Raw genomic sequence first — 12632 nt, 5'->3', positions numbered from 1 at the left:
CGTCCGCCTCGGGCTTGGCCAGGCTGCGGCCCGGCCGCGAAGCGTTGCCTTGATTGAAGGTGGAGAGGCCCTGCTGCAGCAGATTGCCGATGGTGTCGCCAAGCTGCCCGCCGAGCGGGTTGCTCTGGCCGGCGCCGCCGCCCGGTGGTTGGCCGGTGCCGGGCTGCGCGCCGCCCTGCACGCCGTTGAGCAGATTGGTCAGCCCGTTGAGGCCTTCACTCAGCCCTTGGCCGTTCGCCCCGAACAGGCCCTTGCCCATCTCCTTGAGCTTGGCATAGGCCGCCTGCGGATTGTCGAGGATGCCCTGCATCTCCGGATAGATCCGCGGCGATACCCAGGGTCCCTCGAGCATCACGGGGATGCCGAGGCCGACCGGATTGCCGGCGCGGCCCTGGCCTTCGGTGGTCATCACGAGCTGCGGCTCGACGCGGAACCCGATCTGTCTCGTGTTGAGGTCGATGGTGCCGACCCCGGTCATCTTCACCAGCGGGCCGATCAGATTGAGATCGGTGGTGACGGCCTGGCCCTTGTCGACCTTGAACGAGGCCGAGAGCTGGCTGAGATCGGTCGACAATTCTTGGCTCTCCTGCCAGCCCGACAAGGTGCTTGTGGTGAGGCTACGGATCATCTGCGCCACGTTGAGGCCGAGGATCTTGCCATCCTGGAACACGACGAAGGCGGTGCCGGCGAGATTGCCGACGATGGCGCGCTGGCTGCTGCCTTGCGACGTCAGCGCGATCTTGGCCTGCATCTTGCCGTCGAGCTTGTCGAATTCGGCGAGGCTCCTCAGCACCGGCAGCGCGCGCACCCCGGCGAGGTCGAGCCGCAGCGCGTAGGTTGGGTTCGTAGCTCGCGCGTCGATGGTGACGTCGCCATTGGCGGTACCCTCATAGGCGCCGAGATTGGCGAGCCGGCCCTTCAGCACGCCGCTGTCGATGGACGCATCGATTGCCGCCTGCGCAAAGCGGCCGTCGCCGATCACGAGCTCTGCCGCCGAGATGCGCGCCTGCGCGTCGACATAGTTGAGCCCGGCAAGGTCGATCGACGCGTTGCTCCAGGTATTGGTGCCGAGCGGCTGGGTGGAGCCGGACTGGCCCGGCGGCATCGCGATCGCAATGCGCTGGAAGTCGAGATCAAGCTTCACCAGCGGCTTGTTGCTGGCGAAATCGACCGAGGCCCAGCCGGTGAAGCCGCCATCGCCGAGCGTGCCGGACACGCCGTTGAACATCACCACCGTGCCGTTCAACCGCGCTTCCGCATTCGCCTTGATCGCCGCAGGCAGCAGGCCGGGCGCATCGATGCTGAATTCGGCTGGCACGCTCTGACGCTCCAGCGGTGCTTGCGGCGCGGTCGCGCGGATCTCGAACCTGAGCGGCTTGTCGCCGGCGTGTGCGTCAGCCGTCACGACGATCTTGCGGTCGTCGCCGATTGTCGCGTCCGCGTTGAGCCTCTCGATCCGGTTCTCGACCCGGTCGCGCACATTGGAGAGCACGATGGTTCCGCCGGTGATGCTGACATGCCGGATCGTGATGCCGCCGCCATCGGAGGTGGAGGATTTCGCCGGCGGATTGTGGTCGCGGGTGCGCTCGCGCTGCAGCGGCAGGTTGATCACCGGCTTGACGATCGAAAGGTCGGTGATATCGGGCTGGCCCGACCACAGGCTCGACAGCGTCATCTCGGCCCCGACGCTAGCGGCTGCGAACCGGTTGTTCACGTCGCGCCCCCGCGGGGCCTGCAACACGACACCGCTCAGCGTCAGATTGACCCTCGGCCAGAGGCCTATCTTGGCGCCGCCATTGATGGTGAGCTTATAGCCGGTCTCGCGCTCGACCCGATCGGTGATCGCAGATGTGAGGATCGAGGACGGGACCCCGACCACAGTCACCAATGCGATGATCACGATCACGGCAGCGATGGCGGCCCCGGCGAATTTCAGTGCTCTCATGTCGTTGTTCCAGGCCGGCAAGCGGGGTTCCGTTGCAGAAACTCACGGCCGATCACACGAGTTTATCCCGCAAGCGGGATCTGGCTCCAATGATCGGAAAAATAATCCGTTACCGCATGAACTTATGTGACCTCTCACACACTCTTATGAGGGTGATTTTTGCTAACCGGGCGTCAGGGGATCGCTCGGATGGATTTGGAAGGCAGCAGTACAATGAGCAAACAGGCCGAATTTGCGGTCATTCTGAAGATGAATCCGATGTTCGCCGATCTTGGTGCGGACGAATTGCAGCGGCTTTCCGGCCTCTGCCACACCCAGCAGCTCGCGACCGGCGAGGTGCTGTTCCAGAAAGGCGATCCCGGCGATGCCCTGTTTGGGGTCCGCCGTGGCCAGATCCGGATCGAGACCGGTGCCTCCGACGGCAGCCGGCTCACACTGAACTTCATGGGATCAGGCGACCTGTTCGGCGAAGTCGCCGTGCTCGACGGTCAGGACCGCACCGCGGATGCGACCGCGGGCGAGCCCAGCGAATTATTCGTGTTGCGGCGGCAGGATTTCCTCGGCTTCCTCGAGCGCGAGCCGAAGGTTGCGGTCAGGCTGATCGAGTTGCTGTGCCAGCGCATCCGCTGGCAGAGCGAGCGGATGGAAGAATCCGTGCTGCAGCCATTGCCGGTCCGCCTCGCACGGCGGCTGTGCGCGCTGGCCGAGGATTTCGGTTCCGAGGTGCACATCTCGCAGGAACAGCTCGGCATCTTCGTCGGCGCCGCGCGCGAAAGCGTCAACCGGCAGCTGCAGTCCTGGCGCAGGGACGGCATCGTCGACCTGCAACGCGGCCGGATCATGCTGCACAACATGACCAAGCTGACCGCGGTCGCGCGCAACGACTAGACCCGAATTCGGGAAGGCTATTTCGACGGGTGCGCGCCAGCGCCTACAGTTGGCGCGGAAAGAGGCGGTCATTCAACGAAAGGATGATCTACCTTAGCGCTAGCAATTTCCCAAAGATGCCCTTTAAATTGCAATGTTGTTTCCTGACGTTAGCAATTTTTGGGGGGGGCGATTGATGGCGATTGAGCTACCGGTTGGACTTGTGGAGGCGGTGAGGGAAGGGCGCGCGGTACTATTTCTGGGGGCCGGGGCGTCACGCGGAGCCAAAGATGACGGTGGGGTGGCAATCGAGGATGGTAAGGGTGTAGCTAATCTCTCGATTGCATAACATTTCATTTGAGGATTTTAGAGAGCGGCTCTTCCGACCACTGGAGCAGGTTATTCGTCTACGCCAAGACGTGAAGTCGGGAGACTACGTGTACGAGTCTCGACATTCACACATTGCTCACGAGCTCTACCAGGCAGTTCTGATCGGGCAGGAAGAGCGCTTCGACAATTTGGTTCGGATAGTTGGAAAGCTCAATCCGTCATTCTCCTACGATCTAGATGTGCTTGGACGTCTGATTCGTGCTGATAACATACGATCGGTAATCAACGATCCGAACAAGGGATTGCAGGTCTACGATGCAGCAATCCAGTCGGCTGGTCGCAGGCCAGTGATCCTTCATCAACGTGGGATCTACGAGCTGAGCAATGCAAGCAATCGCGTGGAATTGGACAGGGCTGAAGAGTCGCTCGCTGAGGCTCTTTCTCTTGAACCGTACAATAGAAGCATCAAGCATTCGCTAGCCGAACTCGCTCTGCGTCGGTCGCGTCTCGCTAACGACCCCTTGGAAAGACAAACGTGGAGGCAAACTGCGATTGAGCGAGCGGCCGCCCTTACGGGAGGAGAAACTAGTCCCTATGCGCGCCAACTTTGCATCTCTGGGCGTTACGAGGATGCAAGGCCGTTATTCGCGAGTCTAAGTGAAGCCCGCATACCCTATTACGAAAAGGTTCGAATCCAAGGACAATTGAAGGACGATAGTGGGCTGCCGAGGGTGTTCAATGGGACCATTGTTACGGTTCGTCCCACGTTTGCGTTTGTCGAGAGTGAGAATCCAAAGATGAGGGTGTTCGTCCAATTGAGCGACGTTGACGAAGCCGAGCGAGATGACTTCATAATAGGCTTCCCGGTATCGTTCGAGTTGGCCTTCAACATGAGAGGTCCGGTTGCGCAGAATATTCGGTTGCTTCTTTCGTAGCGGGAGGCCGGTTCGTGATTGGAGCACTCTCGGTTCCCCCAGTGTCTGGCTTGATCTGACCGCGGTTGCCCGCAACGACTAAACCGGACCGCATACAACGCACGCGCGAAGATTAGATTTTCTCGCGCGCGCTGCTTGCGGATGTTGACGCACTCCTGCCTAAAAGACGTGCTTGCATGATGAGGCCGGTACCGCTTTCATCCGGCCGCCGGTCCTTGGGGTGACACCCAGCCTTTGCTGGCCTCACGCCATCCACCTGCAAACCCCTGCGGTCTCTCCCGTTGACCGCAGGGGTTTTGCGTTCCGGCAGATGCGTGACGCGAATCAGCCTACCTCAACACCACTTCGGGATCGGCCCAGCGCAGATACTGGCGCGGCGCGGCGCCGAGCTCGCGCTTGAACATCGCGGCGAAGGCGCTCGGGCTTTCATAGCCGACGTCGAGCGCAACGCAGGTGACGGCTTCGCCGGCGCCGAGCCGCGCCAGCGCTTCGAGCAGCCGCACCCGCTGACGCCAGGCCGCAAAACTCTGGCCGGTCTCGCGCCGGAACAGACGCGTCAATGTCCGCCGGCTGAGCTGGCAGCGATCGGCCCATTCGTCGAGCGTGAGATCGGAACTCGGATCGACCAGCACGGCTTCGCAGATCGCGGCGAGCCGCGGATCGGGCGGCACCTGCACATGCAGCGACACTTCCGGCATCCTGCCGATCTCGTCGAGCAGGAAATCGACCAGCCTGCCGTCGCGTCCTTCCGGATCGTAACGGGTCGGCATGTGCACCGCTTCTTCCATCAACGCTTCGACCAGCGCGGAGACCCTGATCAGGCGGCATGTCGCCGGAGCATTCCTGATGCGGTCAGGCGTGACATAGATGGTCTGGATCTCGACCTCGCCCCATGCCCGCGACTGGTGCGCAACGCCGGCCGGAATCCACAGACCGTGGCCAGGCGGCACGACGAAATGGCCGCGCTCGGTCATCATCGAGGTGACGCCCGCGGTCTGCAGGATGAATTGATCGCGTCGGTGCGCGTGTCGCGCGCTCGTGCTTTCGTTCGGATAGGAGGCCGCCATCGCCGCGAGCGGCCGTTCGACCTGTTGCAGCTGCCCGGCATAGTGCGCGGCGGCTGCGGGACCCGATTGCTTGCGGCAAACGCGCAAGCCGGTGGTGTCATTTCGTCGCGCTGCGACTTTCAAGTGTCGTGAGCTCCTGATCGATCGTCGTTTTCGCAGGGTGCTCATGCATCTTCCGGGCCACTTGGCCCGATCGCGATGGTTGTTGTCCCCCTTCAGGTAGCGCGGGATATGGCGTTTGGCAACAATGCCTCACCCCGCGGCATTCGCCGAAATCGAATGTGAGAGCGCGGAGACGGAGAGGTCCGATGAACAGACGCGAATTCACCAAGGCAATGCTGGCCTGCGGTGCAGCCATCCCGTTCGGCATCACGCGGGCGGCGGGCCAGACCCGCGGTGGGACGCTCAACACCATCATCCAGCCCGAGCCGCCGGTTCTGGTGACCGCGCTGAACCAGCAGCAGCCGACCTTGACGCTCGGCGGCAAGATTTACGAAGGCCTGCTGAAATACGGCGCCGATCTCAAGCCGATGCCCGGCATGGCGCAGTCGTGGGAGATCTCGCCCGACGGCCTGACCTATACGTTCAAGCTGTTTCCGGGCATCACCTTCCACGACGGCAAGCCAATGACCTCGGAGGACGTGGTCTTCAGCTGCATGAAGCTGCTGGTGGAGACGCATCCACGCGCACGGCAAAACTTCGCCCGCGTGGCGTCGGCGGAGGCGCCAGATCCGCTCACCGTCGTGTTCAAATTGAAGCAGCCGTTCGCGCCCTTCATCGGCTGCTTCGATTGCACGTCCGCCCCGATCGTGCCCAAGCACATCTATGACGGCACCGACTACCGCAAGAACCCGGAGAACGACAAGGCGATCGGCACCGGCCCCTTCAAGCTGAAGGAGTGGGTGCGCGGCTCGCATGTTCATCTCGTCCGCCACGATGGCTACTATCAGAAGGACCAGCCCTATCTCGACGAGATCGTCTACCGCGTGATTCCGGACGCGGCCTCTCGCGCGCTGGCGCTCGAGAACGGCACGGTGCAGCTCGTGCAGTGGTCCGACGTCGAATTCTACGATGTGCAGCGCTTCAAGGCGCAGAAGAATCTCGAATTCACCACCAAGGGCTACGAGTATTTCGCGCCGCATCAGTGGCTCGAAATGAACAACCGCATCGCGCCGATGAACGACAAGCGGTTCCGGCAGGCGGTGATGCACCTGATCGATCGCGAGGCGTTCAGCAAGCGGGTCTATTTCGGCAATGCCAAGGTGGCGACCGGACCGATCTCGTCGAAGACGCGGTTCTACGATCCGAACGTCAAGCGCTACGAGTTTTCGGTCGACAAGGCCAAGGCCCTGCTCGACGACATGGGATTGAAGCCTGGCGCCAACGGCAAGCGCGCCGAGATCAAGTATATCGTGCCGCCCTATGGCGAGTCCTACCAGCGGGCCGGCGAATTCTTCCGCCAGAGTTTCGCGCGGGTCGGCATCGATCTCGTGCTTGTCGGCACCGACATGGCCGGGTGGGCCGAGAAGGTCGGCAACTGGGATTATGAGATGACCCAGAATCTGCTCTACCAGCTCGGCGATCCCGCGCTGGGCGTCGCCCGCACCTATATTTCGTCGAACATCAAGAAGGGCATCCTGTTCTCCAACACGCAAGGCTATTCGAATCCCGAAGTCGACAAACTGTTCGACGAGGCCGCGGTGACGCTCGATGAAGCCAAACGCCAGGAGCTCTACAGCAAGGTGCAGCAGATCCTGGTCGAGGATGTGCCGGTGGCCTGGACGCTCGAGATCGAATATCCCATCATCTACGACAAGGCGTTCAAGAACATCGTGACGACGGGCATCGGCTCGCACGAAACCTTCGGGTCGGTCTACAAATCGTGACCCGGCTCGGGAGCGCAGCGGCGATCGGACTTCAGGCGGTCAGCCGCATCGCCCAGCTCGTCGCCGTGATCCTCGTCATCGCGACGTTCAACTTCGTGCTGGTGCGGGCCGCGCCCGGCGATCCGGCCCAGGTCATGGCCGGGCAATCCGGCGCGTCCGATCCAAAACTGCTCGACGACCTGCGCAAGGAGTACGGGCTCGACAAGCCGTATTTCGTGCAGCTTGCGAGCCACCTCGGCCGTGTCGTCAGGCTCGACCTCGGCTATTCCTATCGCCAGCGCCGTCCGGTCGTCGATCTGATCCTCGAGCGGCTTCCGGCGACCCTTCTCTTGACCGTGACGGCCTTTTGCCTCGCGCTCCTGATCGGCACCGCACTCGGCGCGCTGGCCGGGCTCGCGGCGGGCAGCGTGCTCGACACGGTGTTCACCGTGCTCTCGCTCGTGCTCTACGCGACGCCGGTGTTCTGGCTCGGCCTGATGCTCGTGCTGGTGTTCTCGGTGACGCTCGGCTGGCTGCCGCCGTTCGGTTACGAGACCATCAACGTCCAGCTCTCGCCGGTCGAGCATGCGCTCGACATCATGAAACACATGATCATGCCGGTCACGTCGCTGGCGACGATCTATCTGGCGATCTATGCGCGGCTGATGCGATCCTCGATCATCGAGGTCGCGCAGCAGGATTTCATCAAGACCGCGCGCGCCAAGGGCTTGTCCGGAACGCGCATCGTGGTCGGCCACATGCTGCGCAATGCGCTGGTGCCGGTCGTCACCGTCGCCGGCATGCAGGCCGGCGCGCTGGTCGGCGGCGCCGTGGTGATCGAGACGGTGTTTGCCTGGCCGGGCCTTGGCCGCCTGACCTTCGAGGCGCTGCTGCAGCGCGACTATCCGGTCCTGCTCGGTATCTTCCTGATCCTCTCGATCGTCGTGATCGCGCTCAACCTGCTCACCGACCTGGTCTACCGGTTGATCGATCCCCGCATGACCACGGGGGCGGCGTGATGGACACGGTGCGCGCCTTCCTGCGTCATCCGAGCGGAATGATCGGCCTCGTCCTGCTGCTCGTCGTCGTTGTCGTCGCGATCATCGCGCCGCTCGCATTTCCGGTCTCGCCCTGGGAGATGGTCGGCGCGCCGTTCACGCCGCCCGGCGAGGACGGGTTATGGCTCGGCGGCGATACGCTCGGCCGCGACGTCGCCGCCGGGGTCGCCTATGGCGCGCGCGTCTCGCTCCTGATCGGCATCGCCTCGGCGCTCGCGGCGATGGCGATCGGCGTCGTGATCGGCGCGATGTCAGGCTATTTCGGCGGCAAGGTCGATCTGGTGCTGATGCGGATGACGGAATTGTTCCAGACCATTCCGGCCTTCGTGCTGGCCATCCTGCTGGTCGCGACCTTCAATCCGTCGCTGCTGACGATCATCCTGACCATCGGCGCGGTGAGCTGGCCGCCGCTGGCGCGGCTCACGCGCGCCGAATTCCTCCGTCTGCGGCACCGCGAATTCGTCGAGGCCGCGCTGTGCCAGGGCGAACGCACCTGGCGCATCGTGCTCGGCCATATCCTGCCGAACGCGATCTCGCCGATCCTGGTGGTGACGTCGCTGACGGTCGCGACCGCGATCCTGCTGGAAAGCGCGCTGTCCTTCTTGGGGCTCGGCGATCCCAATTTGATGTCGTGGGGCTTCATGATCGGCGCGGGCCGCACCGTGATCCGGAATGCGTGGTGGATGAGCGTGTTTCCGGGTCTCGCCATCCTCGTCACGGTGCTGGCGATCAACCTGTTCGGCGAGGGACTGTCTGACGTCCTCAACCCGCGCGTCTCGAGGCGCCGGTCATGAGCGAAGCCATGCAGCCCGGCGCGCCTGTTCTTGCCGTCGAGGGCCTCTCGATCGCGCTCCCCAAGGGGGGCGACCGGCCCTTCGCGCTCGAGAATGTGTCGTTTGAAATCAGGCCAAACGAGGTGGTTTGCCTGGTCGGCGAATCCGGCTCCGGCAAGTCGATGATCGCGCATGCGGTGCTGTCGCTGTTGCCGCGGGGCGTCGACATCGCGTCCGGCACCGTGACGGTCGCAGGGCAGGATCCATCGAAGCTCGATGGCCGCGCCCTCCGCAAGTTGCGCGGCGGCAACGCCGCGATGATCTTTCAGGAGCCGTTGTCCTCGCTCAATCCGCTGAAGCGCGTCGGCAGGCAGATCGAGGAGATGATCCTGGCGCACCAGCGGCCAGCGCCCTCGGTGACCGAAGTCCGCGAGCGGGTGCTGACGCTGCTGACCCAGGTCGGGCTGCCGAATCCGCGGTTGCTGGAAAAGAGCTACCCGTTCGAGCTTTCCGGCGGCCAGCGCCAGCGCGTGATGATCGCGATGGCGATGGCCAACCGCCCCGCGCTCCTGATCGCAGACGAGCCGACCACCGCGCTCGATGTCACGACCCAGCGCCAGATCCTGCGCCTGATCGACGATCTCCGGCGCGAGCGCGGCATGGGCGTGCTGCTGATCACCCATGATTTCGGCGTTGTCGCCGACGTTGCCGATCGCGTCGTGGTGCTGCGCCATGGCAAGGTGGTCGAGCAGGGCACGGCCAGCGAGGTGCTTCGCAATCCGCGGGCCGCCTATACGCGCGAATTGATCGACGCGGTGCCGAAGGCGCGCCTCGCCGACATCCACGAGGCCATCGTGCGTCCCGAGCCGCTGCTCGAGGTCATCGGCCTGCAAAAGACCTTTCGGGTCAAGCGCGGCTGGTTGCAGCCGCCACGCGAGGTGATCGCCGCTGATGGCGTCTCGCTGACGCTGCACGAGGGCGAGACGCTTGCGGTGGTCGGTGAATCCGGCTCCGGCAAGTCGACGCTCGGGCGCATGATCATGCGGCTCACCGAACCTGATGCCGGCGCCATCCGCTTTGGCGGCGCGGATCTCCGGCAGCTGCGCGGCGAGGCGTTGCGCCAGGCGCGGCGCCAACTCCAGATCGTGTTCCAGGATCCGTTTGCCAGTCTCGATCCGCGCCAGAAGGTCGGCGATGCCATCGCGCGCGGTCCGATGGCCTATGGCACGTCGCGGGCCGAGGCGATGGCACAGGCGAACAAGCTCCTGGTGCGGGTCGGCCTGTCGGCGACCGCCGCCGATCGCTACCCGCACGAATTCTCGGGCGGCCAGCGCCAGCGCATCTGCATCGCGCGGGCGCTCGCGCTGAAGCCGCGGGTTCTGATCGCCGACGAGGCGGTGTCGGCGCTGGACGTCTCGGTCCAGGCCCAGGTGCTGGCGCTGCTCGCCGAGTTGCGCCAGGAGATGCGGCTTGCGATGATCTTCATCACGCACGATTTGCGGATCGCCGCCGAGATCGCCGACCGCGTCATCGTCCTGCAGAAGGGGCGTATCGTGGAGGAAGGCACCACCGCCGAAGTGTTTACCGCGCCGCGCCAGGCCTACACGCGCGATCTGCTCGACGCGATTCCCGGGCGCGATTTCTTCGACCAGCCGGGCTTTGCGGCCGCGGCCGATGCACGCCCCACAGCAAGGATCAATTCATGACCGACAGCCGTTCAGTCCCCCTTCCGGCCGGCGCGCGCGAGCGCATCGCGGCGGCTGTCGACGCCGCCTTCGAGCGGCAGCTCGCGACCACGATCGCCTTCTCGTCGATTCCCAGCACGCGCGGCCAGGAAGGTCCGTGCCAGGACATGTTCGCGAAGCTGCTGCGCGAGCGCGGCTACGAGGTCGACGACTGGGTCATCAATCAGGACGAGCTGAAGACGCTGCCGGGCTACGGGCCGGTCGAGACCGATTTCTCCCGCGCACGGACCGTCGTCGGCACCTATCGGCCGGCGCGCGAGGAGGGACGTTCGCTGATCCTTCAGGGGCATTGCGACGTGGTGCCGGTCGGGCCGCTCGACATGTGGGAGCGGCCGCCGTTCCAGCCGGTGGTCGAGGACGGCTGGCTCTATGGCCGCGGCACCGGCGACATGAAGTCGGGCACCATTGCCGCGCTCTACGCGCTCGATGCGGTGAAGGCCGCGGGCTTTGCGCCGAAGGGCCGCATCCATCTGCAATCCGTGATCGAGGAGGAGAGCACCGGTCTCGGCGCGCTCTCGACCTTGCAGCGAGGTTACCGTGCCGATGCCTGCCTGCTGCCGGAGCCGACCGAGGAACGGTTGATGCGCGCCCAGGTCGGCGTGATCTGGTTTCGCATCAGTGTTCGCGGAATCCCGGTCCATGTCGCACGCGCCGGCACCGGCTCCAACGCCATCCGCGCCGCCTATCATCTGATCGGCCATCTTGACGCGCTGGAGGCGGAGTGGAACGAGCGTGCCAAGTCGCATCGATACTTCGGCGCGGTGCATCACCCGCTCAACTTCAATCCGGGCATCATCAAGGGTGGCGATTGGGCCTCCAGCGTGCCGGCCTGGTGCGACGTCGATTGCCGGATCGGCATCCTGCCGGGATGGAAAATCGCCGACTGCCAGGCCGAGATCGTCGAGTGCGTGACCAAGGCCGCCAGGGCCCATCCGTTCCTCGCCAACAATCCGCCCGAGATCGTCTGGTCCGGCTTCCTGTCGCCGGGCTATGAAGCGACCGAGGTGCAGGAGAGCGAGGCCGTCCTCGGCTCGGTCTACGAACATGTCTTCGGGCGCAAGCTGACGGATTTTCCCTCAACCGCGCTGACGGATGCGCGCTTCTATGGCCTGGACTATGGTGTTCCCGCATTCTGCTTCGGCGCCAGGATGGAGAACGCGCACGGCTTCAATGAACGGGTGCAGCTCGACTCGCTGAAGAAAGTCACCAAGGCCTACGCCCTCTTCGTCGCGAGCTGGTGCGGTATCGATAGAGCATGATCCGGAAAAGTGCGAAGCGGTTTTCCGACAAGATCATGCTCAACGAATTGAGACAAACCAAACGGGAGGTTCGCTATGGGTGACCAGAATGCAGGGGGCAAGCCACGGGTCAAATCGGAGGAGGATCTTCGTGCGCATTTCGGGCAATTGAGCCCGCTCGCCGAGAAAAAGGTGCTCTACCATCTCGACAAGTTCTGCCGCGACTTCATCGCGCTGTCGCCGTTCCTCGTCATCGCCTCCAGCGACGGCAAAGGGCATGCCGATGCCAGCCCGCGCGGCGATGCGCCGGGCTTCGTCTCCGTGCTCGACGACAAGACGCTGCTGATCCCGGATCGGCGCGGCAACAACCGGGTCGATACGTTCGGCAATATCATCGCGTCGCCCGGGATCGGGCTGATCTTCATGGTGCCCGGCATCAACGAGACGCTGCGCGTCAACGGGCGCGCCGAGATCTCGCAGGAGCCGGATCTGTTGACGCCGCTGACGGTGCAGAATGTCACGCCGGTCATCGGCCTCAAGGTGCATGTCGACGAGACCTACTTCCACTGCGGCAAGGCGCTGATGCGCTCGAAGCTCTGGAATCCCGCCGCGCAGGTCGAGCGCCACAGCTTTCCGACGCTCGGCCGTATCATCGCCGAACAGACCGCCGCGATCGAGGTCGAGGTCGCCGAGAAGGCGATGGAAGAGGCCTATCGGACGAGACTGTACTAGAGCGCGTTGAGGTTGGATCCCGTCGCGGCCGCGACAACGCTGCGCTCCCTCTCCCGCTTGCGGGGGAGGGTTGGGGT

At 64.0% G+C, this 12632-nt stretch carries 10 protein-coding genes; 8 read left to right on the top strand and 2 right to left on the bottom strand.

Annotated elements, in window-relative coordinates:
* A partial coding sequence (locus AC1VNY_RS41140) for an AsmA family protein (protein WP_482409473.1) occupies positions 1-1945 on the bottom strand: 1945 nt, incomplete at its 3' end.
* A gap of 213 nt (positions 1946-2158) precedes the next feature.
* Here AC1VNY_RS41140 and AC1VNY_RS41135 point away from each other — a divergent pair.
* The gene (locus AC1VNY_RS41135) at positions 2159-2833 is read left to right on the top strand and encodes a Crp/Fnr family transcriptional regulator (protein ID WP_482409472.1); all 675 of its coding nucleotides are present in this window, start codon (positions 2159-2161) and stop codon (positions 2831-2833) included.
* Between the two features lie 416 nt (positions 2834-3249).
* Positions 3250-4077, top strand: a complete 828-nt coding sequence (locus tag AC1VNY_RS41130) for a hypothetical protein (protein ID WP_482409471.1) — start codon at positions 3250-3252, stop codon at positions 4075-4077.
* Positions 4078-4406: 329 nt separating this feature from the next.
* Here the strand turns inward: AC1VNY_RS41130 and AC1VNY_RS41125 are convergent, their stop codons facing one another.
* Positions 4407-5267, bottom strand: coding sequence for an AraC family transcriptional regulator (locus AC1VNY_RS41125; RefSeq protein ID WP_028343648.1), 861 nt, complete (start codon positions 5265-5267; stop codon positions 4407-4409).
* 185 nt (positions 5268-5452) lie between these two features.
* On the opposite strand from AC1VNY_RS41125, the gene AC1VNY_RS41120 reads away from it, so the two are divergent.
* From AC1VNY_RS41120 to AC1VNY_RS41095, 6 genes are all read left to right on the top strand, one after another.
* On the top strand, positions 5453-7030 hold the full coding sequence (locus AC1VNY_RS41120) for an ABC transporter substrate-binding protein (RefSeq protein ID WP_482409470.1): 1578 nt from the start codon (positions 5453-5455) through the stop codon (positions 7028-7030).
* A complete protein-coding gene (locus AC1VNY_RS41115) occupies positions 7027-8028 on the top strand; it encodes an ABC transporter permease (protein ID WP_482409469.1) in 1002 nt (333 codons plus the stop codon). The genes AC1VNY_RS41120 and AC1VNY_RS41115 overlap by 4 nt, the downstream gene beginning before the upstream one ends.
* A complete protein-coding gene (locus AC1VNY_RS41110; RefSeq protein WP_482409468.1) occupies positions 8028-8861 on the top strand; it encodes an ABC transporter permease in 834 nt (277 codons plus the stop codon). Before AC1VNY_RS41115 ends, AC1VNY_RS41110 begins: the two co-directional genes overlap by 1 nt.
* Positions 8858-10546, top strand: coding sequence for a dipeptide ABC transporter ATP-binding protein (locus AC1VNY_RS41105; protein ID WP_482409467.1), 1689 nt, complete (start codon positions 8858-8860; stop codon positions 10544-10546). Before AC1VNY_RS41110 ends, AC1VNY_RS41105 begins: the two co-directional genes overlap by 4 nt.
* On the top strand, positions 10543-11844 hold the full coding sequence (locus AC1VNY_RS41100; protein WP_482409466.1) for an ArgE/DapE family deacylase: 1302 nt from the start codon (positions 10543-10545) through the stop codon (positions 11842-11844). Before AC1VNY_RS41105 ends, AC1VNY_RS41100 begins: the two co-directional genes overlap by 4 nt.
* 75 nt (positions 11845-11919) lie before the next feature.
* On the top strand, positions 11920-12555 hold the full coding sequence (locus AC1VNY_RS41095; protein ID WP_482409465.1) for a pyridoxamine 5'-phosphate oxidase family protein: 636 nt from the start codon (positions 11920-11922) through the stop codon (positions 12553-12555).
* The last annotated feature ends 77 nt before the right edge of the window (positions 12556-12632 follow it).

The sequence above is a fragment of the Bradyrhizobium ferriligni genome (assembly GCF_056837965.1).
Note: the sequence above shows the minus strand (reverse complement) of the source record. Positions and strands in the feature narration are given on the sequence as shown.